Origin of the sequence: Ramlibacter tataouinensis (assembly GCF_001580455.1) — a bacterium.
In the GTDB taxonomy this organism is placed as follows: Bacteria; Pseudomonadota; Gammaproteobacteria; order Burkholderiales; family Burkholderiaceae_C; genus Ramlibacter; species Ramlibacter tataouinensis_B.
The window spans coordinates 57,802-79,364 of sequence record NZ_CP010951.1 but is presented as its reverse complement, the minus strand read 5'-3'; the positions used below and the strand labels follow the sequence as shown (position 1 = coordinate 79,364).

Annotated in this window: 21 protein-coding genes; 11 read left to right on the top strand and 10 right to left on the bottom strand. The window is 66.7% G+C overall.

The window, feature by feature from the left end; translation table 11 throughout:
- Nucleotides 1–8: 8 nt before the first annotated feature.
- Complete coding sequence (locus UC35_RS00425; protein WP_061495014.1) at nt 9–1,442, bottom strand: aldehyde dehydrogenase family protein; 1,434 nt, start codon at nt 1,440–1,442, stop codon at nt 9–11.
- 58 nt (nt 1,443–1,500) lie between these two features.
- The gene (locus UC35_RS00420) at nt 1,501–2,325 is read right to left on the bottom strand and encodes a metal-dependent hydrolase (RefSeq protein ID WP_061495012.1); all 825 of its coding nucleotides are present in this window, start codon (nt 2,323–2,325) and stop codon (nt 1,501–1,503) included.
- A gap of 105 nt (nt 2,326–2,430) precedes the next feature.
- Between UC35_RS00420 and UC35_RS00415 the strand changes: the two genes are divergently transcribed.
- A complete protein-coding gene (locus UC35_RS00415; RefSeq protein ID WP_227820418.1) occupies nt 2,431–3,012 on the top strand; it encodes a TetR/AcrR family transcriptional regulator in 582 nt (193 codons plus the stop codon).
- A gap of 104 nt (nt 3,013–3,116) precedes the next feature.
- Here UC35_RS00415 and UC35_RS00410 read toward each other — a convergent pair whose 3' ends face one another.
- The gene (locus UC35_RS00410) at nt 3,117–5,306 is read right to left on the bottom strand and encodes a sodium-translocating pyrophosphatase (protein WP_061495007.1); all 2,190 of its coding nucleotides are present in this window, start codon (nt 5,304–5,306) and stop codon (nt 3,117–3,119) included.
- A gap of 226 nt (nt 5,307–5,532) precedes the next feature.
- Here UC35_RS00410 and ppa point away from each other — a divergent pair, with 226 nt between their 5' ends.
- Together ppa and UC35_RS00400 are read left to right on the top strand one after the other, a co-directional pair.
- Complete coding sequence (gene ppa / locus UC35_RS00405) at nt 5,533–6,072, top strand: inorganic diphosphatase (protein WP_061503608.1); 540 nt, start codon at nt 5,533–5,535, stop codon at nt 6,070–6,072.
- A 112-nt stretch (nt 6,073–6,184) separates the two neighbouring features.
- Entirely contained in the window at nt 6,185–6,805 is a 621-nt protein-coding gene (locus UC35_RS00400) for a thioredoxin domain-containing protein (RefSeq protein WP_061495005.1), read from the top strand.
- Between the two features lie 20 nt (nt 6,806–6,825).
- On the opposite strand, the gene UC35_RS00395 is transcribed toward UC35_RS00400, so the two are convergent.
- Nucleotides 6,826–8,052 (bottom strand): GNAT family N-acetyltransferase, encoded by a 1,227-nt coding sequence (locus UC35_RS00395; RefSeq protein WP_061495003.1) that lies wholly within the window; start codon nt 8,050–8,052, stop codon nt 6,826–6,828.
- On the opposite strand from UC35_RS00395, the gene UC35_RS00390 reads away from it, so the two are divergent.
- Nucleotides 8,051–9,715, top strand: a complete 1,665-nt coding sequence (locus UC35_RS00390; RefSeq protein ID WP_061495001.1) for an NAD+ synthase — start codon at nt 8,051–8,053, stop codon at nt 9,713–9,715. The genes UC35_RS00395 and UC35_RS00390 overlap by 2 nt on opposite strands.
- A gap of 18 nt (nt 9,716–9,733) precedes the next feature.
- Nucleotides 9,734–10,072, top strand: coding sequence for a P-II family nitrogen regulator (locus tag UC35_RS00385; RefSeq protein ID WP_061494999.1), 339 nt, complete (start codon nt 9,734–9,736; stop codon nt 10,070–10,072).
- 43 nt (nt 10,073–10,115) lie between these two features.
- Here the strand turns inward: UC35_RS00385 and UC35_RS00380 are convergent, their stop codons facing one another.
- The 6 genes from UC35_RS00380 to UC35_RS00355 are packed head-to-tail and all read right to left on the bottom strand — an operon-like array spanning nt 10,116 to nt 13,501.
- Entirely contained in the window at nt 10,116–10,703 is a 588-nt protein-coding gene (locus UC35_RS00380; RefSeq protein ID WP_061494997.1) for a TIGR00730 family Rossman fold protein, read from the bottom strand.
- Nucleotides 10,700–11,101, bottom strand: coding sequence for a diacylglycerol kinase (locus tag UC35_RS00375; protein ID WP_061494996.1), 402 nt, complete (start codon nt 11,099–11,101; stop codon nt 10,700–10,702). The genes UC35_RS00380 and UC35_RS00375 overlap by 4 nt, the downstream gene beginning before the upstream one ends.
- Nucleotides 11,102–11,129: 28 nt before the next feature.
- Nucleotides 11,130–11,603 carry an RDD family protein gene (locus UC35_RS00370; protein WP_082792492.1) on the bottom strand — a complete coding sequence of 158 codons (474 nt, stop codon included), beginning with the start codon at nt 11,601–11,603 and terminating at the stop codon, nt 11,130–11,132.
- A gap of 14 nt (nt 11,604–11,617) precedes the next feature.
- Nucleotides 11,618–12,499 (bottom strand): DUF3106 domain-containing protein, encoded by an 882-nt coding sequence (locus tag UC35_RS00365; protein WP_227820417.1) that lies wholly within the window; start codon nt 12,497–12,499, stop codon nt 11,618–11,620.
- A 16-nt stretch (nt 12,500–12,515) separates the two neighbouring features.
- Nucleotides 12,516–12,938 (bottom strand): DUF3619 family protein, encoded by a 423-nt coding sequence (locus UC35_RS00360; RefSeq protein ID WP_061494994.1) that lies wholly within the window; start codon nt 12,936–12,938, stop codon nt 12,516–12,518.
- Complete coding sequence (locus UC35_RS00355; protein WP_061494992.1) at nt 12,935–13,501, bottom strand: RNA polymerase sigma factor; 567 nt, start codon at nt 13,499–13,501, stop codon at nt 12,935–12,937. The genes UC35_RS00360 and UC35_RS00355 overlap by 4 nt, the downstream gene beginning before the upstream one ends.
- A gap of 287 nt (nt 13,502–13,788) precedes the next feature.
- On the opposite strand from UC35_RS00355, the gene UC35_RS00350 reads away from it, so the two are divergent.
- From UC35_RS00350 to UC35_RS00325, 6 genes are all read left to right on the top strand, one after another.
- Entirely contained in the window at nt 13,789–15,576 is a 1,788-nt protein-coding gene (locus tag UC35_RS00350; RefSeq protein WP_061503606.1) for an acetolactate synthase 3 catalytic subunit, read from the top strand.
- 114 nt (nt 15,577–15,690) lie between these two features.
- Nucleotides 15,691–16,182 (top strand): acetolactate synthase small subunit, encoded by a 492-nt coding sequence (ilvN, locus tag UC35_RS00345; RefSeq protein ID WP_061494990.1) that lies wholly within the window; start codon nt 15,691–15,693, stop codon nt 16,180–16,182.
- A gap of 32 nt (nt 16,183–16,214) precedes the next feature.
- Nucleotides 16,215–17,231 carry a ketol-acid reductoisomerase gene (gene ilvC, locus UC35_RS00340; RefSeq protein ID WP_061494988.1) on the top strand — a complete coding sequence of 339 codons (1,017 nt, stop codon included), beginning with the start codon at nt 16,215–16,217 and terminating at the stop codon, nt 17,229–17,231.
- 97 nt (nt 17,232–17,328) lie between these two features.
- Nucleotides 17,329–18,147 (top strand): CDP-diacylglycerol--serine O-phosphatidyltransferase, encoded by an 819-nt coding sequence (pssA, locus tag UC35_RS00335; protein WP_061494986.1) that lies wholly within the window; start codon nt 17,329–17,331, stop codon nt 18,145–18,147.
- Nucleotides 18,148–18,338: 191 nt separating this feature from the next.
- Entirely contained in the window at nt 18,339–20,030 is a 1,692-nt protein-coding gene (gene leuA, locus UC35_RS00330) for a 2-isopropylmalate synthase (RefSeq protein WP_061494984.1), read from the top strand.
- Entirely contained in the window at nt 20,015–21,553 is a 1,539-nt protein-coding gene (locus tag UC35_RS00325) for a 2-isopropylmalate synthase (RefSeq protein WP_061494982.1), read from the top strand. The genes leuA and UC35_RS00325 overlap by 16 nt, the downstream gene beginning before the upstream one ends.
- Nucleotides 21,554–21,563: the final 10 nt, after the last annotated feature.

Sequence of the window (21,563 nt, the reverse complement as noted above, 5' to 3'; positions counted from 1 at the left end):
CTGTTGTTTCAGCCGTGGCGGATCGCCACGGTCTTGAGCGTGGTGAATCCGTACAGGGCCTCGAAGCCCTTTTCGCGGCCATAGCCGGATGACTTGACGCCGCCGAACGGCAGTTCGACGCCGCCACCCGCGCCGTAGTTGTTGATGAACACCTGGCCGCTCTTCAGGCGCTTGGCCACGCGCAGCTGCCTGCCGCCGTCGCGCGTCCAGAGGCCGGCGACCAGGCCGAAGCGGGTGGCATTGGCCTGCTGCACCGCCTCGTCCTCGTCTTCGAAGCTCATGGCGGCCAGTACAGGCCCGAACACTTCCTCCTGCGCGAGCCGGTGCGCCACCGGCACGTCGCGCAGCAGCGTCGGCGCCGCGTAGTAGCCGCTGGCCGGCGCCTCGTTCACGATCTGCCCCTGGGCCACCGTCGCGATCCGGGCATCCCGGGCCTGGGCCAGGAAGTCGCGCACGCGCTCCTGCTGGCTCTGGCGGATCAGCGGCCCGACGTCCAGGTCCAGCGCGGCCGGTCCGACGCGCAGGGCCTGGAAACTCCTGCCCAGGCGCTCCAGCAGCGGTTCGTAGATCGAACGCTGCACCAGCAGGCGTGAACCGGCGGAGCAGGTCTGGCCGGCGTTCTGCACGATGGCGTTGATGACGAACGGCAGCGCGGCGTCGAGGTCGGCGTCATCGAAGATCAGCTGCGGGCTCTTGCCGCCCAGCTCGAGCGTGACCGGGCAGTGCCGCTCGGCGGCGACCTGCTGGATCAGGGTGCCCACGCGCGGGCTGCCGGTGAAGCTGATGTGGTCCACGCCTTCGTGGCGGGCCAGGGCGTCGCCGACTTCATGGCCGTAGCCGGTGACGATGTTGATGGCGCCCGGCGGAAATCCAGCTTCGGCTGCCAGCTGCGCGACGCGGATCAGCGAGAGGCAGGCATCTTCCGAGGGCTTGACGACGCAGACATTGCCCGCCGCTAGCGCGCCGCCGACGCTGCGCCCGAAGATCTGCATCGGGTAGTTCCAGGGAATGATGTGGCCGGTGACGCCGTGCGGCTCGCGCCAGGTCAGCACGCTGTAGCCGTCGAGGTAGGGGAGGGTCTCGCCGTGCAGCTTGTCGCAGGCGCCGGCGTAGAACTCGAAGTAGCGCGCCAGCGCGAGCGCATCGGCGCGCGCCTGCTTGGTCGGCTTGCCGCAATCGCGCTGCTCGATCGCCGCGAGTTCATCCGCATGCTCGGCCACCTTGTTCGACAGCCGCATCAGCAGCCGGCCGCGTTCGGCCGCGCTCAGCTTGCGCCAGGTCGACTCCAGGCAGCGCTGCGCGGCCTGGACGGCCAGGGCGATGTCCTCGGCGGACCCGCGCTGGATCTCGTCGAACGGCTGGCCGTCGGAAGGATCGATGACCGGGATGGTGCGCCCGCCCGAGGAGGGGTGCGCCGCGTTGTCGATGTAGTGCAGCTGCATGGCGCGATTCTGCGCCAGCCGCCGCGCCAGCGAAGGTACGGGGTCTTCGGGGTTCTTCCTAGGCGGGAGAACCTACCGGCGTGAACGCGTCCGAGTGTTCCTGCAGCCAGCGCGCGGAGGCCGAGCTGTCCTGCTGATTGGGATGGAAATCGGGCCGCAGGTATTCGCGCCAGGGCCGGTAGGTCTGGCGCACGAAGCCGCGCTTGCCGAAGAGGTGCTGCGCCGCGCTCTTCCAGGTGCGCCACTTCCACAGGCTGCCGTCGCGCCGCAGGTTGCAGACCGTCTGCCGCAGCAGGTCGCCGAGGAAGACCGTGGTGATGCGGCGGAACCAGGTGATCCGCCACTCATGGTTGCCGCCGAGCGCCTGGTAGACATCGAATGCGATCGCCTTGTGCTCCGACTCCTCGGCGCTGTGCCACAGCCACAGCGTGACAAGACGCGGGTCGCGCGTGCCCAGCACATCGGCGTTGTGGAGCAGCCAGTCGGCCAGGATAGCGGTGAAGTGCTCGTTGGCCGCGGTGATCGCGACGGGATGGCGCGGATCGGCGCCTTCCAGGAGTTTCAGGCGCTGCTGCGCACGGGGTGCCCACTCATTGACCAGCCCGAGCTTGTCGAGCTGGGCGTTGTACAGCGCATGCAGGCGCCGGTGTGTGGCTTCCTGGCCGATGAAGCCCTGCACCCCGGCGCGCAGCGGCTCCTGCTTGTCGGCAGGCAATGCCCTGTGGCCATTTCGCACCGAATCGATGAAGAACTGCTCGCCCACCGGAAAACTCATGGACAGGGCGTCGAACAGGGCCGTGCGAAACGGGTCACCATCGCACCAGTGGCGCTCAATGGGCGCTTCCATGTCGACGAGAAGGCGGCGGACGACGAGATCGGTCATAGCGTGCAGGAAGCTGAAAGTGCTAACAATGATGCGGCTGAGTGAGGGTACAGTCAAGTACCAGATTAGGACTTTCAACTGCTGAGTATGCGCGACAATTCGGGCATGGTGGAAACTGACAAGCCCAAGCAACACAGATCCCGCGTGCTCGAGGGGATGGCCCACGCCGTATCCCAGAAAGGCTATGGCGACACGACCATCGCGGACATCGTGCGCGAGGCCAGCGTTTCGCGCCGGACCTTCTACGAGCACTTTTCCTCCAAGGCCGAATGCCTGGTCGCCCTCTACGAAGCGGCCAGCCACAACTCACTGAAGGTGCTGCGCGACGCGATCGATCCCGCGCACGAGTGGCAGACGCAAGTCGAGCGGGCGTTGGCGGCCTACCTGGGCAGCATGCAGGCCAACCCCGTGCTGGTGCGCACACTCTTCATCGAGATCCTGCACCTGGGGCCCGAGGGCCTGGCTGCGCGCAGGCGCGTGAACAGCGTGGTCGCCGATTTCATCCTGTCGATGGTCAACGGCAGCAAGGGTCCGAAGTCCCATGTGCTGTCGTCGGGCATGGCCACGGCCATCGTCGGCGGCATCAACGAGCTGGTGCTCGAGTACATCGAGCAGGACAAGGTGAAGTACCTGGACGAACTGGTGCAGCCGGCCAGCGACCTGGTTCACGCCATCACCCGCACCTGAATACGCCGCCTGTGGGGGCGGGGGGCTGTCACCCACCACCGCTTCGCACCGGCAAGAAAAAACCGCCTCGGTCACGAGGCGGTTTTTTTTCGGGCCAGGAAGGCTTACTTTGCTGCGGATGCGGACGGCAGCACGGCCGACGCGGCGGGTGCGGCGGCGGGTGCGGCTGCAGTTGCAGGCGCGGTGACGGCCGCCGGCGTGGCGACGTGCGCTGCCGGTGCGGCCTCGGCCGAGTGGAACTTGACCACCAGCGGCACGATCAGCAGCGCGACGATGTTGATGATCTTGATCAGCGGATTGACGGCGGGGCCCGCGGTGTCCTTGTAGGGGTCGCCGACGGTGTCGCCGGTCACGGCCGCCTTGTGTGCATCGGAGCCCTTGCCGCCGTGGTTGCCGTCCTCGATGTACTTCTTGGCGTTGTCCCAGGCGCCGCCGCCGGTGCACATGGAGATGGCCACGAACAGGCCCGTGACGATGGTGCCCATCAGCAGGCCGCCCAGTGCCTTCGGGCCGAGCAACAGGCCGACCAGGATGGGTACGACCACGGGAAGCAGCGAGGGGATCATCATTTCCTTGATCGCCGCCTTGGTCAGCATGTCCACCGCAACGCCGTATTCGGGCTTGGCCGTGCCCTCCATGATGCCCTTGATCTCGCGGAACTGGCGGCGCACTTCGACCACCACCGAGCCGGCGGCGCGGCCGACGGCTTCCATCGCCATGGCACCGAACAGGTAGGGGATCAGGCCGCCGATGAACAGGCCCACGATCACCATCGGGTCGGACAGGTCGAAGGAAATCGAGCGGCCGAAGCTCTCCAGCTTGTGCGTGTAGTCGGCGAACAGCACCAGCGCTGCCAGGCCGGCCGAGCCGATGGCGTAGCCCTTGGTCACGGCCTTGGTCGTGTTGCCCACGGCGTCCAGCGGGTCGGTGATGTCGCGCACGGAAGCAGGCATGTCCGCCATCTCGGCGATGCCGCCGGCGTTGTCCGTGATCGGGCCATAGGCGTCCAGCGCCACGACGATGCCGGCCATGCTCAGCATGGAGGTCGCGGCGACCGCGATACCGTACAGGCCAGCCAGAGCGAAGGCCGCCATGATCGCCGCACACACGAACAGCACAGGCCACGCCGTGGAGCGCATGGACACGCCCAGGCCGGCGATGATGTTGGTGCCGTGGCCGGTGGTGGAAGCCTGCGCGATGTGGCGCACCGGCGAGTACTGGGTGCCGGTGTAGAACTCGGTGATCCAGACCAGCAGGCCGGTGAGCGCCAGGCCGATCACGCAGCAGCCGAACAGGCGCAACTGCGTGCCGCTGGCATTCACCGCGTTGTCCGGGATCAGCCAGTTGGTCACGAAGTAGAAGGCGATGAGCGAGAGGATGCCCGCGATCGCCAGGCCCTTGTAGAGCGCCGGCATCACGTTCTTCATGCCCGGCGAGGCCTTCACGAAGAAGCAGCCGATGATGGAGGCGACGATGGACACCGCGCCGAGTGCCAGCGGATACAGCACGGCGTTGACCGGGGCAGCCGCCACCAGCAGGGCGCCCAGCACCATGGTGGCGATCAGCGTGACCGCGTAGGTCTCGAACAGGTCGGCGGCCATGCCGGCGCAATCGCCGACGTTGTCGCCCACGTTGTCGGCGATCACCGCCGGGTTGCGTGGATCGTCCTCGGGGATGCCGGCTTCGACCTTGCCCACGAGGTCCGCGCCCACGTCTGCGCCCTTGGTGAAGATGCCGCCGCCCAGGCGGGCGAAGATGGAAATCAGCGAGGCGCCGAAGGCCAGGCCGATCAGCGGCGTGAGCATGTTCGAGAGCTTGGCGGCCGGCGTCAGCTGCCCGTTGCCCATCAGGAACCAGGTGAAGGCCGTCACGCCCAGCAGGCCCAGCCCCACCACCAGCATGCCGGTGATGGCGCCGCCGCGGAAGGCGACGTCCAGCGCCGGGCCGATGCCATGGGTGGCGGCCTGCGCGGTGCGGACGTTGGCGCGCACCGAAACGTTCATGCCGATGAAGCCGCAAGCGCCTGAAAGGACGGCGCCGATGACGAAGCCGACCGCCGTCTGCCCGTCGAGGAACACGCCGATCAGGATGGCGAGCACCACGCCGACGATGGCGATGGTCTTGTACTGCCTTGCGAGGTAGGCGGCTGCACCCGCCTGCACGGCGGCCGCGATTTCCTGCATTCGGGCATTGCCCGCGTCACGCGAAAGGATCCAGCTGCGGGCCCAGAAACCGTATGCCACGGCCACAAGGCCGCAGACGAGCGCCAAGATCAGCGCCGAATTGCCAGTCATCTCCGTATCTCCTTGGTTCGTCGTTGCGAAGAGGCGCCACGCAAGCGGCGCCACCGCTGCGTTGCTTCCTCTTGGCTCCCAACGGGGATACCAGATTGGCCAACCAAGGCAATATACAGGCGAATGACGAGGCGTCTTCTGCTCAGCCGCAGGAAAGCAAGGCCCGCGAAAGTAAAATCAGGGTTAATACCGAGCTTTGCTGTTTCGTTTTTTCACCGAGCTATCCATGTCCCTCGATCAAGTCTCCCCCGGAAAGAATGTCCCCGACGCGTTCAACGTGATCATCGAGATCCCGATGAACGCCGACCCCGTCAAGTACGAGGTGGACAAGGAAACCGGCGCCATCTTCGTCGACCGCTTCATGAGCACGTCGATGCACTACCCGACCAACTACGGCTACGTGCCCAAGACCATCAGCGGCGACGGCGACCCCGTGGATGTGCTGGTGATCACGCCGGTGCCGCTGATCCCCGGCGTGGTCGTGCCCTGCCGTCCGATCGGCATCCTGAAGATGCAGGACGAGGCCGGCGAGGACGGCAAGGTGCTGGCCGTGCCGACCGACAAGATCCTGTCGATCTACACGCACTGGCAGAAGCCCGAGGACCTGAACCCCCTGCGGCTCAAGACCATCTCGCACTTCTTCGAGCACTACAAGGACCTCGAGCCCGGCAAGTGGGTGAAGATCATCGGCTGGGAAGGCCCCGAGTCCGCGCGCAAGGAAGTGCTCGACGGCATCGCCAACTACAAGAAGCAGCACGGCGGCTAAGCTTTTGGGAGCGCTCGCGCGCTCCACGGCTCACCCCAACTCCTGCGCCGCGCGCAGGCTTGGCGTGCGCCGCGGGCATCGTTTTCGACATCGTTTCCAATCACGGCTATCCATGAACAGCATCCGGCGGCAACTGCTTCTGGGGACCTGCGCTCTTGCAAGCTTGCAGGCGACAGGCGCGCTCGCGCAGACACCGGCTTCATCGCTTCACCTCATGCGCTTTCACGCGCCGAACACCGGGGCGAGCGATGCCCGAGTGAATCTGGTCGAGTTCCTCGATCCGGCGTGCGAGGGGTGCAGGGCATTTCATCCAGTGGTCAAGCAGATACTTGCGGAGCACCCCGGCCGGGTCAGGCTCTGGATTCGCCATCTGGCCTTTCATCGGGGGGCGGACTTCGTCGTCAGGGCCATGGAGGCGGCGCGGCGCCAGGGCCGCTATTGGGAGACGCTGGACAGGTTGTTCGCCACTCAGGATGAATGGACCCGAAGGCACACAGCCGTACCGGAACTCGTGCTCAAGGTCCTGGATGGGGGGCTGGACCTTGCCAAACTGCAGGTCGACATGGCGGCCCCGGAAATCGGCCGCATGCTCGAACTCGACAAGGCCGATGCCACGGCACTACAGATCGAGCGCACGCCCACCTTCTACGTCAACGGCCGGATGCTGCAGGAGAACGGATTCGAGCCGCTTCGTGCCATGGTGCGCGAGGAAGTCCGGCGCCAGTACCGGTAACAAGGTCCAAGGGCGGAGGATCAATGGCCGCCGCGAAACGGCGAGCGCCGCTCCAGGTGCTCCATGTACTGGTCGATGCCGCGGCCCTCGCGCTTGAGGAACTGCTCCACCGCGTCGGCGAAGTCCGGATGGGCCAGCCAGTGCGCGCTGGTCGTCCGCACCGGCAGCAGCGCCCGCGCCATCTTGTGCTCGCCCTGCGCGCCGCCTTCGAAACGGTCGAAGCCGTGCGCGATGCACCAGGCCAGCGGCTGGTAGTAGCAGGCCTCGAAGTGCAGGCAATCGACGCGCTCCAGCGCACCCCAGTAGCGCCCGTAGGCGACCTTCTCGTGGCCGCTTTCGCCCAGCGCAATCAGGCTCGACGCGATCGGCTGGCCGGCGCGCTCGGCGATGAACAGCAGCCAGCATTCGGGCATGCCCCGCGCCATGCGACGGAAGAAGTCGCGCGTGAGGTAGGGCGCGTTGCCGTGCTCGTAGTAGGTGCGCTCGTAGCAGCGATAGAAGAAGTCCCAGTCCTGCGGTGCGACGCCCGCGCCGCGCGACCAGCGGAAGCGCACACCGGCCTCCTGCACCTTGCGCCGCTCCTGGCGGATCTTCTTGCGCTTGTCCTGCGAGAGGCTGGCGAGGAAGCCGTCGAAGTCGCGCCAGCGGGCGGCCGTGCCCTCGACAGGCGGCGCGGATGCGTCAGCGCCGTGCGTGACCCGGTTCGTCCAGTGGAACTGCACGTTGTGGCGCAGCATCAGCCCGGCGGCTGCGCAGGCCGCCACGTCTTCGTCCGCGGCGAACAGGACGTGCAGCGACGACAGCTCCTGTTCCTTGCACCATGCGAGCAGGCCGCCGACCAGCGCGTGCCGCGCCGCGTCGTCGCGGGCGAGAAAGCGCGTGCCCGGCACCGGCGTGAAGGGACTGGCCACCAGGGCCTTCGGGTAGTAGGGCAGCCGGTGCTGGTGGTAGGCGTCGGCCCAGGCCCAGTCGAACACATACTCGCCGTAGGAATGGTCCTTCAGGTAGAGGGCGCACGCGCCGTGCAGTTCGTTCCCATGCCACAGGGTGAGGAAGCGCGGCGTCCAGCCGGTGCCCGGCACCGCGCTCCTGCTGTCGTGCATCGCAGACAGGTACTCATGACGCATGAACGGGCTCGGCGACGTTTGATCAGCCAATAGCGCGTTCCATTGGGCCGCGTCCGCTTCGCGCGGCGTGGCGAGAACCCGGATGACATAATCAATTGGCTTGTCTCTTACTCTTGCCATGACGCTCAAACTCTGCATTGCCCAGCTCAATTTCGTCGTCGGCGATACGGCGGGCAACGCGCAGAAGATCATCGCCGCGGCCAAGGCGGCCTACGCGCAGGGCGCACGCCTGATGCTCACGCCGGAACTGTCGATCTGCGGCTATCCGGCCGAGGACCTGTTGCTGCGCCCGGCCTTCATCGCCGCCTGCGATGATGCCGTGAAAACGGTGGCCCGCGAGTTGGCCGGGTTACCGGGGCTGCACGTGGTGGTGGGACACCCCACCGGAGGCGACATCCGCAGCAAGTCGGTGGCCGTGCCGCGGCGCTTCAACGCGGCCAGCGTGCTGAGCGAGGGCCGGGTGATCGAGACCTACGCCAAGCGCGAGCTGCCGAACTACCAGGTGTTCGACGAACGCCGCTACTTCACGCCGGGCCAGGGCACCTGCGTGTTCCAGGTCGAGGGCGTCAGCATCGGCCTGTTGATCTGCGAGGACGCCTGGTTCGAGGAACCGGCGCTGCTGGCCCGGGAAGCGGGGGCGGAACTGCTGGCCGTCATCAACGCCTCGCCCTTCCACATGGGCAAGAGCGGCGAGCGCCTGGCGCGCATGGCCGAGCGCGCCCGCGCCCTGGACCTGCCGGTGCTGTATGCGCACCTGGTCGGCGGACAGGACGAGGTGGTGTTCGACGGCGCTTCGTTCGCGGTCGGCGCCGACGGTGCGCTGGCCGGCCGTGCGCCCAGCTTCCAAGAAGACCTGTTCATGGTGCAGGCCGAACGCGGGCGCGGCCGCCTGGCGCTGATGGCGCCGGTGGCGCACGAGCGCAGTCCCGAGGCGGAGCTGTGGGATGCGCTGGTGCTGGGCGTGCGCGACTACATCGGCAAGAACGGCTTTCCCGGCGTGCTGCTGGGGTTGTCCGGCGGCATCGACTCAGCGCTGGTGCTGGCCATCGCGGTCGATGCCCTGGGTCGCGACAAGGTGCGCGCGGTGATGATGCCTTCGCCTTACACCGCCGATATCTCCTGGATCGACGCGCGCGACATGGCCGCGCGGCTGGGCGTGCGCTACGACGAGATCTCCATCGCGCCCGAGTTCGAGTCCTTCAAGGCCTCGCTGGCCGGCCAGTTCAAGGGCCTGCCGGAGGACACCACCGAGGAAAACATCCAGGCCCGCATCCGTGGCGTGATCCTGATGGCCCTGTCGAACAAGTTCGGCAGCATCGTGCTGACCACCGGCAACAAGAGCGAGATGGCCACCGGCTACTGCACGCTCTACGGCGACATGGCCGGCGGATTCGCGGTCATCAAGGACGTGCTCAAGACCACGGTGTTCCGGCTGGCGCGCTGGCGCAATGTGCACGACCCCTACGGCACCGGCATCAGCCCGATCCCCGAGCGCATCATCACGCGTCCGCCCAGCGCCGAGTTGCGGCCGGGACAGGTCGACCAGGACAGCCTGCCGCCCTACGAGGTGCTGGACGCCATCCTGGAGCGCTACATGGAGAACGACCAGGGGATCGAGGAGATCATCGCGGCAGGCTTCGACCGCGCCCTGGTGGAGCGCGTAGCCCGCCTGATCCGCATCAACGAGTACAAGCGCCGGCAGGCGCCGGTGGGCATCCGCGTCACCCACCGCAGCTTCGGCAAGGATTGGCGCTACCCCATCACCGGAAAATTCACCGTTTAGATCGACCCGAGGAGAGCTATGAAACAAATCACCGCCATCGTCAAACCCTTCAAGCTCGAGGAGGTGCGCGAAGGCCTGGCCGAATGCGGCGTCACCGGGCTGACGGTGACGGAAGTCAAGGGCTTCGGGCGCCAGAAAGGGCACACCGAGCTGTACCGCGGCGCCGAGTACGTGGTGGACTTCCTGCCCAAGGTCAAGGTGGAGGTCGTGGTCAAGGACGACGACGTGGACCGCTGCGTCGATGCCATCGTCAAGGCCGCCCGCACCGGCAAGATCGGCGACGGCAAGATCTTCGTGACCACGGTGGAGCGCGTGGTGCGCATCCGCACCGGCGAGGTCGACGAGTCGGCGGTCTGAGCCTCGGGGCCCGGGTCGCCGGGCCGCCTGGGTCTCGGGGCGGCTAGATCTCCGACAGGTCGGTGACGCCGGCCGACAGCTTGCCGGCCTGCAGGAGCTGAGGCACCAGGGTGTCCACGCGGTCGCCCACGCGGATCAGGTCCATCAGCCAGTCGCTCATGAACTCGGCCTGGATGCCCGCGTGGAGGAAGGCCAGCAGCGGGTCGTAGTAGCCATTGGCATTGAGCAGGCCGATGGGCTTGTCGTGGTAGCCCAACTGGCGCCAGGTCCAGACCTCGAAGAACTCTTCCAGCGTGCCGATTCCGCCCGGCAGGGCCAGGAAGGCTTCCGAGTGCTCGGCCATCAGTCGCTTGCGCTCGTGCATGTTGTCCACCACGAACAGCTGCGTGCAATCGCGCTTGGCGTGTTCGCGCTCGACCAGCGCCTGCGGAATCACGCCGATGACGGTGCCGCCGGCCGCGAGCGTGGCGTCGGCCACCAGCCCCATCAGCCCCGCATTGCCGCCGCCATAGACGAGCTGGCCGCCGCGCTCGCCGATCCAGCGGCCAAGTTCCACCGCGAGATCCTTGAATTCCTGCACGCGGCCGGTGCGCGAGCCGCAGTACACGCACAGCGAGAAGGCGGGGGTCATGCCATGAACCTCTGATAGAGCGCCGCGGCCCAGATGCCGCCGCACAGCAACAGCGCCAGCAGGACGGCCGCGCTGCCCATGTCCTTGGCGCGCTTGGAAAGCGCATGCCATTCGGGGCCGATGCGGTCGATGGCGGTCTCCACGGCGGTGTTCAGCAGCTCCACCATCAGCACCAGCAGCACCGAGCCGGCCAGCAGCGCCACCTCCACCCAGCTGCGGCCCAGCCAGAAGGAAGCCGGCAGCAGCACCAGGGCGGCAATGGCTTCCTGCCGGAACGCGGTTTCGTCCCAGCCGGCGCGCAGCCCTGACAGCGAGAAGACGGCTGCATGCCACATCCGGTCGAGTCCGGTGCGCAGTTTCTGTCGTTCGGCGGGAGAGACGGCTTCAGGAGCGGACATGGTGTGCATTGTCGCCCACGTGTTGTGGTCAGCCCTCGGCGCTGACCAGCCGGGTACCGGCGACGGCGTCATGCCAGAACTGGCGCTGCGGGTGGGCGTAGCTCAGAAGCGCCCAGAAAGCCATCCAGCCCAGCAGGGCCGCGGTGATGCCCGCGGGCGACAGCTTCAGCGGCGCGACGAAGGCGAGCGGCGGCAGCACCCAGATCCAGCTGCAGACGTAGCGCAGCAAGGCACGAGGGGGGCGCGGCGGCCGCCCCGACCGGTCCACCACGCGGATCTTCCAGGTGCGCATCGCCAGCGTCTGGCCCTTGCTCCAGCACCAGCTGAAGTACATGCCGAACACGATCACCACCAGCGCAAGCAGGTAGGGCCGCAGCGGACCCATGCTGGCCTTCATCTGGCCGGCAATGCTGAAGACCAGGCCGGCGCCGAAGGCGATGCCGAAAAGAAGCATGCTCTCGTAGAGCATGCAGGCCAGGCGCCGCGGCAGGCTCGGGGTCACCCAGGCCTGGCCCTCTAGTTCGGCCCGCCGACGTTTGCGGGCGGCTGTTGTTGCGCAGGCGGCGGAGCCTGTGGCGGCGGCGGAGCTTGCTGCGGTTGCGAAGGCTGCGGAAGCAGCGTGTGGACATCCACCAGCTCCGGCGAGGCCGCGATGCGGGGGGTCTTGGTGTCCGGGCGGGCGTGCGGCTTGGGCACGGTCGCCAGCTTCTCGGGCGCCACGGGCTTGACGGCGGCCGCGGTGCTGGGCGGCTTGGTGGCACCGGCCGCCAGCTTGCGCTTTTCCTCCGGCGACAGGGCCTGGTAGGCCTCCCACTTGGCCTTCTTCTCGTCCGGTGCGATCTTTTGGGTCTCGCCGAAGTTCAGGCGCGCCTGGGCGCGCTGCTGGGGACTGAGCGCCACCCACTCCACCATCCGGCTGTGCAGCTTCTGCTGCTCGGTGGCGGCCAGCTTGGGGTAGCTGGCCGACAGCGCCAGCCATTTGCGCTTCTGCGCCTCGTTCAGGGTGTTCCAGGTGCCCGCCAGTGGCGCCAGCGCCTGGTGCTGGCCGGGATTGAGCTCGCGCCAGAGGGGGCCGGTCACGACAGCCTTGCCGTTGGCCTTGGCGCCCGAGGCCACTGCGCGCGGCGCGGAGGCGCGTGCGGCCGCCTGAGCGACGATCGCCGGGTGCGCGGCCGCGGATGACGCCGTGGCGGCAGACGGGGCTGGGTGGGGGACAGGCTGGGGAGCGGCGGAGGCCGGGTCGGCGGGCGCCGACGCCGGGGCCACGATGGCCGGGATGGCGGTGACTTCCGGCTGCGATTGGGCGATCACGACAGGTGCCAGCAGCACCGCCGCCACGGCCACCGCGGCCGCCATGTGGGGCGCGGCCAACCTGGCTGCTGCAAGTGCCGGCTTCATGAACGCTCGCCCCGGCTCATTCCTGGCCGGACTGCTTGAGGAACTGGATGAAACCGGGGTCGGCGTAGGCGTCGGGCGGGAGGTCGTCGGTCAGCAGCGCGGTATCCACCTCGGCCACTTCGCTGGCCCGGCGATCGTTTTCGAGGCTATGAACCACGATCAGGCCGGCGGCCAGCGCGATGATGGGCAGGACCGAAGCCAGGCGGCTCCACCACGACTGGGGTTCATCGCCCAGCGTCAGGACGGCAGCGCCGCCGGAGGCGGACACTGCGGCGGCCGTGCGCAGGGCCGAGACGCGCTTGCGGCGGCCCAGCGCCTGCTGGCGGGCGGCGCGCAGGCGCTCGCTGATCTCGTAGGGCAGCTCGGCAGTGCCGGCCGCCAGTCGGGCAGTGATCTGCCGGGCGATTCGGTCCTGGGGTTCGAGCTGGGTGGCGTTCATAGTTGTATTCCCTTTGCCTTCAGTGCTTTGCTGAGGGCCTGGACCGCGCGGGAACAGTGCGTCTTGACACTGCCTTCCGAACAGCCCATGGCCGCCGCCGTTTCGGCCACGTCCATGTCTTCCCAGTAACGCATCAGGAAGGCTTCTCGTTGACGGGCCGGCAGTTCCTGGATCTCGGTTTCGATCTCCCGCAGGATCTGTGCCCGCCGTGTCGTGTCCTCGGCGCTTTCCGCCTGATGAGAGCCTTCCTCGAACGCAAAAGTTTCCAGGAGGTCGAATTCGCCGTCGTCGCCGGCGGACTCGAAGTCGCTCATGTTCGAAAACAGGGCATTGCGCGTCTTTTGGCGCCGGAACCAGTCCAGGGTGCAGTTGGACAGTATTCGCTGGAACAGCATCGGAAGTTCCTGCGGCGGCTTGTCGCCGTAGTGCTCGGCCAGCTTCATCATGCTGTCCTGCACGATGTCCAGCGCCGCTTCCTCGTCGCGCACGTGGTAGAGGGAGCGCTTGAACGCCCGCTTCTCGACGCTCTTGAGGAAATCGGACAGTTCTTGTTCGGTTGCCAAGGAGTTCCGGACCTGTCGGGCCCTGTGTTTTCTTGAGGCTTCTGACCTTCTGTATCGGTCCGCGTCAAGCGCGGCCACTGGAAATTATCGCATCGTGAACTGCACCACCTTGGCGATGGTTGTGCTGCAGTGCGATAATGCGCCGGCAAGTCAAAGGCAAACGAACCCTGATCCGGCGGCGCAATCGGCCCGCCCATGGTCCGACGTTCTAAGTCCCGCAACGGCTTCACAAGAGCGCGTGAGGGGCACCCAAGGTTTTTCGTCAGAGAAAATCGCAAAGGTTGATCATGGAAATCTCGAAGGCGGAGTTGAGCTCCGCGGCAGCCGCATCGAACGGCCAGAACGCATCCCAACCCCAGGAACTGCGCGGCGCGGAAATCCTCGTCAAGGCGCTGCAGGCCGAAGGCGTCAAGTACGTCTGGGGCTATCCCGGCGGCGCGGTGCTGCACATCTACGACGCGTTCTACAAGCAGGACACGATCCAGCACGTGCTGGTGCGCCACGAGCAGGCGGCCGTCCACGCCGCCGACGGCTATGCGCGCGCCACCGGCGATGTCGGCGTCGCGCTGGTCACCTCGGGGCCCGGCGTCACCAACGCCGTGACCGGCATTGCCACCGCCTACATGGACAGCATCCCCATGGTGATCGTTACCGGCCAGGTGCCGGTGCCGGCCATTGGCCTGGATGCCTTTCAGGAGTGCGACACCGTCGGCATCACGCGCCCCATCGTCAAGCACAACTTCCTGGTCAAGGACGTGCGCCAGATGGCCGAGGTGATGAAGAAGGCCTTCCACATCGCCCGCAGCGGCCGGCCCGGCCCGGTGGTGGTCGACATCCCGAAGGATGTCTCCTTCAACAAGACGGCCTACACCGGCTATCCCGACAAGGTCGAGATGCGCTCGTACAACCCGGCGCGCAAGGGCCACGGCGGTCAGATCCGCAAGGCGCTGCAACTCCTGATGGCAGCCAAGCGCCCGTACATCTACACCGGCGGCGGCGTGATCCTGGGCAACGCCACGCAGGAGCTGCGCCAGCTGGTGGACATGCTGGGCTACCCCTGTACCAACACGCTCATGGGCCTGGGCGCCTATCCGGCCTCGGACCCCAAGTTCCTCGGCATGCTGGGCATGCACGGCACCATCGAAGCCAACAACGCCATGCAGAACTGCGACGTGCTGCTGGCCGTGGGCGCGCGCTTCGACGACCGGGTGATCGGCAACCCCAAGCACTTCGCGCAGAACGAGCGCAAGATCGTCCACATCGACATCGACCCTTCCAGCATCTCCAAGCGGGTGAAGGTCGATATCCCGATCGTGGGCGACGTGAAGGAGGTGCTCACCGAACTGATCGCCATGATCAAGGAGTCGGGGCAGAAGCCCGACGCCGCGGCGCTGGCCGCCTGGTGGGAGAGCATCGACGGCTGGCGCAAGCGCGACTGCCTGAAGTACGACCGCAAGAACACCGAGGTGATCAAGCCGCAGCACGTGATCGAGACGCTGTGGAACATGACCAAGGACTCGGACACCTACATCACGTCCGACGTCGGCCAGCACCAGATGTGGGCGGCGCAGTTCTACAAGTTCAACGAGCCGCGGCGCTGGATCAACTCCGGCGGCCTGGGCACGATGGGCGTGGGCATTCCCTATGCCATGGGCATCAAGCTGGCCAAGCCCGACAGCGAAGTGTTCTGCATCACCGGCGAAGGCTCGGTGCAGATGTGCATCCAGGAGCTTTCCACCTGCCTGCAGTACAACACGCCGATCAAGGTCATCTCGCTGAACAACCGTTACCTGGGCATGGTGCGGCAGTGGCAGGAGCTGGACTACGAAGGCCGCTACAGCCACAGCTACATGGATGCGCTGCCGAACTTCGTGAAGCTGGCCGAGGCCTATGGGCACGTCGGCATGCTGATCGAGCATCCGCGCGACGTGGAGCCGGCGCTGCGCGAAGCGCGCAAGCTCAAGGACCGCACGGTCTTCATGGATTTCCGCACTGACCCCACCGAGAACGTGTTCCCGATGGTCAAGGCGGGAAAGGGCATCACCGAGATGCTGCTGGGGTCGGAAGACCTATAACAACCGTAAACGCGGGTCCTGCGGACCCGCGTCCTTCACTGACGAATCTATTGGCTTGCCAAGCCCGCCGCTTACCGGCTGCGGGGGAGGGCACCGAAAAGAGGAATCGAAAAAATGAAACACATCATCGCGGTGCTGCTCGAGAATGAACCGGGCGCGCTTTCCCGAGTCGTGGGCCTGTTCTCGGCCCGCGGCTACAACATCGAATCGCTCACCGTGGCGCCGACGGAGGACCCGTCGCTGTCGCGGATGACCATCCAGACCACGGGTTCGGACGACGTCATCGAGCAGATCACCAAGCACCTCAACCGCCTGATCGAAGTGGTGAAGGTGGTCGACCTGACCGAGGGTGCCTACACCGAGCGCGAGCTCATGATGGTGAAGGTGCGCGCCGTCGGCAAGGAACGCGAGGAGATGAAGCGCATGGCCGACATCTTCCGCGGCCGCATCATCGACGTCACGGAAAAGAGCTACACCATCGAGCTCACCGGCGACCAGTCGAAGAACGACGCCTTCCTCGAGGCGATCGACCGCACCGCCATTCTCGAGACCGTGCGCACCGGCTCCAGCGGCATCGGTCGCGGTGAGCGGATCCTGCGCGTCTGAGCCCCCCATTCAACATTAACCGGAGAAGAACCATGAAGGTTTATTACGACAAGGACTGTGACCTGAGCCTGATCAAGGGCAAGACGGTGGCGATCATCGGCTACGGCTCGCAGGGCCATGCGCACGCGCAGAACCTCAACGACAGCGGCGTCAAGGTGGTGGTGGGGCTGCGCCGCGGCGGCGCCTCCTGGCCGAAGGTGGAGAAGGCCGGGCTGAAGGTGGCCGAGGTGGCCGAGGCGGTGAAGTCGGCCGACGTGGTGATGATCCTGCTGCCCGACGAGCAGATCGCCTCGGTCTACCAGAACGACGTGGAGCCCAACATCAAACAGGGCGCCTCGCTGGCGTTCGCGCACGGCTTCAACGTGCACTACGGCCAGGTCGTGCCGCGCGCCGACCTGGACGTGTGGATGGTGGCGCCCAAGGCGCCGGGCCACACGGTGCGCAACACCTACACCCAGGGCGGAGGCGTGCCGCACCTGGTGGCGGTGCACCAGGACAAGAGCGGCAAGGCGCGCGACCTGGCTCTGTCCTACGCGATGGCCAACGGCGGGGGCAAGGCCGGCATCATCGAGACGAACTTCCGCGAAGAGACCGAGACCGACCTGTTCGGCGAGCAGGCGGTGCTGTGCGGGGGCACGGTGGAGCTGATCAAGGCCGGCTACGAGACGCTGGTGGAGGCGGGCTACGCGCCGGAGATGGCGTACTTCGAGTGCCTGCACGAGCTCAAGCTGATCGTGGACCTGATCTACGAGGGCGGCATCGCCAACATGAACTACTCGATCTCCAACAACGCGGAGTACGGCGAGTACGTCACGGGCCCGAGGATCGTCACCGAAGAGACCAAGAAGGCGATGCGCCAGGCGCTCAAGGACATCCAGACGGGCGAGTACGCCAAGAGCTTCATCATCGAGAACCGCGCCGGGGCGCCGACGCTGCAGTCGCGCCGCCGCCTGACCGCCGAGCACTCGATCGAGGTGGTGGGCGAGCAGCTGCGCGCCATGATGCCCTGGATCAAGAAGAACAAGCTGGTCGACCAGAGCCGCAACTGACCAGAGCCGCACTGAGCGAACCGGACCCGCTCCGCGGGATCAATCCGAAGCCGCCCTAGGGCGGCTTTTTGTTTTTCGCGCATTACACTCTGCGTCCATGCACGACGGCCAAGAATCCGAACCCATCCCCGCTGAAGAAGGCGTCGTCGTCCGCAAGCGCCGCAAGGGCATCTACATCCTCCCGAACCTGTTCACGCTCGCGGCCCTGTTCGGCGGCTTCTACGCGATCGTGATGGCGATGGGCGGCCGGTTCGACCTGGCGGGCATCGGCATCTTCTGCGCGATGGTGCTGGACAGCCTGGACGGGCGGGTTGCCCGCATGACCAACACCCAGAGCGCCTTCGGCGAGCAGATGGATTCGCTGTCGGACATGGTGTCCTTCGGCGCGGCCCCCGCGCTGGTGTCCTACGAATGGGCGCTCCGGGGCCTGGGGCGCTGGGGCTGGTTCGCCGCCTTCGTCTACTGCGCCTGCGCCGCGCTGCGGCTGGCGCGCTTCAACGTGAACACCGGCGTGGTCGACAAGCGCTACTTCCAAGGCCTGCCTTCACCGGCGGCCGCGGCGCTGGTCGCCGGCTTCATCTGGCTCATGAACGACCAGGGCTGGAAGGGCGCCGAGCTCGAGTGGGTGACGTTCGGCCTGACGCTGTACGCCGGGCTGACCATGGTGACCAACGTGCCGTTCTACAGCTTCAAGGACGTGCGGATGAAGCAGAGCGTGCCCTTCGTGGTGATCGTGCTGATCGCGCTGGCCATTGCCGTGATCAACATTCACCCGCCCATCGTGCTGTTCGCCCTGTTCGTCGTGTATGGCCTCAGCGGCTATGTGCTGTATGCCTGGCGCAAGGCCAAGGGCCACCCGACCAGCGTGATCAGCACCTCCACCGACGAGCCGGACGAGCGCGGCCTGCACCGCTAGGCCTTCTTGTGCTACATTCGAACGCATGAAATTCGGTTCGCTGGCCCTACTGCTTCTATCCTCCTACGGGCGGAGACGGTAGCGCGCGCGCGAGAATTCCCGGATCACGGCCCGTATGCACCCGCAGCGGGCCGTTCGTTTTTCAGGGCTGCGGGTGTTGTTCAAGACCCACCAGAGAGCACCCCATGCCGATGTTGAAGAACCCCGCCAGCAAGTACCGCCCGTTCGCCCCGGTCGGCCTGAAGGACCGCACCTGGCCGGACACCGTGCTGGGCAAGCCGCCCATCTGGTGCAGCGTGGACCTGCGCGACGGCAACCAGGCGCTGATCGAGCCCATGGACATCGCGCGCAAGCTGCGGATGTTCGAGGCGCTGGTGGACATCGGGTTCAAGGAGATCGAGGTCGGCTTCCCGTCGGCGTCGCAGGTCGAATGGGACTTCGTGCGCAAGCTGATCGAAGAGGACCGCATCCCGCAAGACGTCACCATCCAGGTGCTGACGCAAGCGCGCGAGGAACTGATCCGCCGCACTTTCGAGTCGCTGCGCGGCGCGCGCCGGGCCATCGTCCACCTGTACAACGCCACCGCCCCGGTGATGCGCCGCGTGGTGCTGGGGCTCGATGAAGACGGCATCGTGCAACTGGCGAGCGGCCAGGCCCGGCTCTTCAAGGAGCTGGCGGCGCAGCAGCCGGGGACGGAATGGGTGTTCCAGTACTCGCCCGAGATGTTCTCCGGCACCGAGCTGCCCTTCGCCAAGCGCGTGGTCGATGCCGTCACCGAGGTGTGGCAGCCGACGCCGCAGCGCAAGTGCATCATCAACCTGCCATCCACCGTCGAGCATTCCACGCCCAACATCTTTGCCGACATGATCGAGTGGATGCACCGGAACCTGGCGCGCCGCGATTCGATCGTGCTTTCGGTGCATCCGCACAACGACCGCGGCACCGGCACGGCGGCCGGCGAGTTCGCCGTGATGGCGGGCGCCGACCGGCTGGAGGGCTGCCTGTTCGGCAACGGCGAGCGCACCGGCAACCTCGACCTGGTGAACGTCGCGCTCAATCTCTACAGCCAGGGCGTGGACCCGGGCCTTGACTTCTCCGACATCGACGAGATCCGCCGCACGGTGGAACACTGCAACCAGATCCCGGTGCATCCGCGGCATCCCTACGTCGGCGACCTGGTCTACACCTCGTTCTCCGGCTCGCACCAGGATGCGATCAAGAAGGCCTTCGCCGCGCGCAAGGAGGGCGAGCTCTGGGACATGCCCTACCTGCCGCTGGACCCCAAGGACCTGGGCCGCAGCTACGAGGCGGTGATCCGGGTCAACAGCCAATCGGGCAAGGGCGGCATCTCCTACCTGCTCGAATCCGAGTACGGCCTGGAACTGCCGCGCCGCCTGCAGATCGAGTTCAGCCAGGTGGTGCAGGGCGTCATGGACGCCAGTGGCAAGGAGCTGACGGCGCCGGACCTGTGGGAGCTGTTCGAGCGCGAATACGGGCTGGCCAGCGTCGCCACCCTGCAGCACCAGGTGCTCGAGGAGCAGCGCGGCTCGGCCGGCTCGCTGGTGACGCTGGAGGCAGAGGTCCAGGTGGCGGGCCGCAGCTTCCGGCTGAAGGGCGCGGGCAACGGCCCGATCGACGCCTTCGTCGAGGGCCTGGCCCAGGCGACCGGCCAGGGCATCCGTGTGCTCGACTACCATGAGCACGCCATCGCTTCCGGCGCCGATGCGCGGGCCGTGGCCTACCTCGAGCTTCGGGTTGGCGACCGCACCTTGTTCGGCGTGGGCATGGATGCAAACATCGTCTCGGCGTCGCTCAAGGCCATCGTGTCCGGCCTGCAGCGCGCCACGGCGAGGACTGAGGAATCGCAATGTCAGACAAGCTGATCATCTTCGACACCACCTTGCGCGACGGCGAGCAGTCGCCCGGCGCTTCCATGACGAAGGACGAGAAGCTGCGCATCGCGCGCCAGCTCGAGCGGCTGCGGGTGGACGTGATCGAGGCCGGTTTCGCGGCCAGTTCCAACGGCGACTTCGAGGCCGTGCAGGCCATTGCCGCTGCGATCAAGGACTCCACGGTCTGCTCGCTGTCGCGCGCCAACGACCGTGACATCTCCCGGGCCGCCGAGGCGCTCAAGCCCGCCGGCCGCGCGCGCATCCACACCTTCATCGCCACTTCGCCGCTGCACATGGAGAAAAAGCTGCGGATGACGCCGGAGCAGGTGCTGGAGCAGGCGAAGCAGTCGGTGCGTTTCGCCCGCAACCTGTGCGGCGACATCGAGTTCTCGCCGGAGGACGGCTACCGCAGCGAAGTGGACTTCCTCTGCCGCGTGTTGGAGACGGTGATCCATGAGGGCGCGACGACCATCAACGTGCCCGACACGGTGGGCTACGCCATTCCCGAGCTCTACGGCAACTTCATCCGCACCCTGCGCGAGCGCATTCCCAACTCGGACAAGGCGGTCTGGTCGGTGCACTGCCACAACGACCTGGGCATGGCGGTGGCCAACTCGCTCGCCGGCGTGAAGGTCGGCGGGGCGCGCCAGGTGGAATGCACGATCAACGGCCTGGGCGAGCGTGCCGGCAACTGCTCGCTCGAGGAGGTCGTGATGGCGGTGAAGACCCGCAGGGACTACTTCGGCCTCGACGTCGGCATCGACACCAAGCACATCGTCCCGGCCAGCCGGATGGTGAGCCAGACCACCGGCTTCACCGTCCAGCCGAACAAGGCGGTGGTCGGCGCCAACGCGTTCGCGCACGCCAGCGGCATCCACCAGGACGGCGTGCTCAAGGCCCGCGACACCTACGAGATCATGCGGGCCGAGGACGTGGGCTGGAGCGCCAACAAGATCGTGCTGGGCAAGCTGTCCGGCCGCAACGCCTTCAAGCAGCGCCTGCAGGAACTGGGAGTCCAGCTCGACAGCGAGGCCGACGTCAATGCGGCCTTCGCCAAGTTCAAGGACCTGGCTGACCGCAAGAGCGAGATCTTCGACGAGGACATCCTGGCGCTGGTCAGCGACGACGCGCTCACCCACGAGCAGGAGACCTACCACCTGGTCTCGCTCAGGCAACACAGTGAAACCGGCGAGCGGCCGCATGCGGTCGTGGTTTTCATGGTCGATGGCAAGGAAGTGCGTGGCGAATCCGACGGCAACGGGCCGGTGGACGCCTCGCTCAAGGCGATCGAAAGCCACGTCCAGAGTGGCGCCGAGATGGTTCTCTACTCGGTGAATGCCATCAGCGGCTCCACCGAGAGTCAGGGCGAGGTGACGGTGCGGCTACAGAATTCCGGCCGGGTCGTCAACGGCGTGGGCGCGGACCCGGACATCGTGGTGGCGTCCGCCAAGGCGTATCTCAGCGCCCTCAACAAGTTACAAAGTAAAGCTGATCGGGTAGCGGCGCAAGGCTGAGTTCTTCCTA

Bases quoted from the DNA above. Each gene is read 5' to 3' on its own strand.
- UC35_RS00425 (WP_061495014.1), bottom strand. From the start codon at position 1,442: ATGCAGCTGCACTACATCGACAACGCGGCGCACCCCTCCTCGGGCGGG.
- UC35_RS00420 (WP_061495012.1), bottom strand. From the start codon at position 2,325: ATGACCGATCTCGTCGTCCGCCGCCTTCTCGTCGACATGGAAGCGCCC.
- UC35_RS00415 (WP_227820418.1), top strand. From the start codon at position 2,431: ATGGTGGAAACTGACAAGCCCAAGCAACACAGATCCCGCGTGCTCGAG.
- UC35_RS00410 (WP_061495007.1), bottom strand. From the start codon at position 5,306: ATGACTGGCAATTCGGCGCTGATCTTGGCGCTCGTCTGCGGCCTTGTG.
- ppa (WP_061503608.1), top strand. From the start codon at position 5,533: ATGTCCCTCGATCAAGTCTCCCCCGGAAAGAATGTCCCCGACGCGTTC.
- UC35_RS00400 (WP_061495005.1), top strand. From the start codon at position 6,185: ATGAACAGCATCCGGCGGCAACTGCTTCTGGGGACCTGCGCTCTTGCA.
- UC35_RS00390 (WP_061495001.1), top strand. From the start codon at position 8,051: ATGACGCTCAAACTCTGCATTGCCCAGCTCAATTTCGTCGTCGGCGAT.
- UC35_RS00395 (WP_061495003.1), bottom strand. From the start codon at position 8,052: ATGGCAAGAGTAAGAGACAAGCCAATTGATTATGTCATCCGGGTTCTC.
- UC35_RS00385 (WP_061494999.1), top strand. From the start codon at position 9,734: ATGAAACAAATCACCGCCATCGTCAAACCCTTCAAGCTCGAGGAGGTG.
- UC35_RS00380 (WP_061494997.1), bottom strand. From the start codon at position 10,703: ATGACCCCCGCCTTCTCGCTGTGCGTGTACTGCGGCTCGCGCACCGGC.
- UC35_RS00375 (WP_061494996.1), bottom strand. From the start codon at position 11,101: ATGTCCGCTCCTGAAGCCGTCTCTCCCGCCGAACGACAGAAACTGCGC.
- UC35_RS00365 (WP_227820417.1), bottom strand. From the start codon at position 12,499: ATGAAGCCGGCACTTGCAGCAGCCAGGTTGGCCGCGCCCCACATGGCG.
- UC35_RS00360 (WP_061494994.1), bottom strand. From the start codon at position 12,938: ATGAACGCCACCCAGCTCGAACCCCAGGACCGAATCGCCCGGCAGATC.
- UC35_RS00350 (WP_061503606.1), top strand. From the start codon at position 13,789: ATGGAAATCTCGAAGGCGGAGTTGAGCTCCGCGGCAGCCGCATCGAAC.
- ilvN (WP_061494990.1), top strand. From the start codon at position 15,691: ATGAAACACATCATCGCGGTGCTGCTCGAGAATGAACCGGGCGCGCTT.
- ilvC (WP_061494988.1), top strand. From the start codon at position 16,215: ATGAAGGTTTATTACGACAAGGACTGTGACCTGAGCCTGATCAAGGGC.
- pssA (WP_061494986.1), top strand. From the start codon at position 17,329: ATGCACGACGGCCAAGAATCCGAACCCATCCCCGCTGAAGAAGGCGTC.
- leuA (WP_061494984.1), top strand. From the start codon at position 18,339: ATGTTGAAGAACCCCGCCAGCAAGTACCGCCCGTTCGCCCCGGTCGGC.
- UC35_RS00325 (WP_061494982.1), top strand. From the start codon at position 20,015: ATGTCAGACAAGCTGATCATCTTCGACACCACCTTGCGCGACGGCGAG.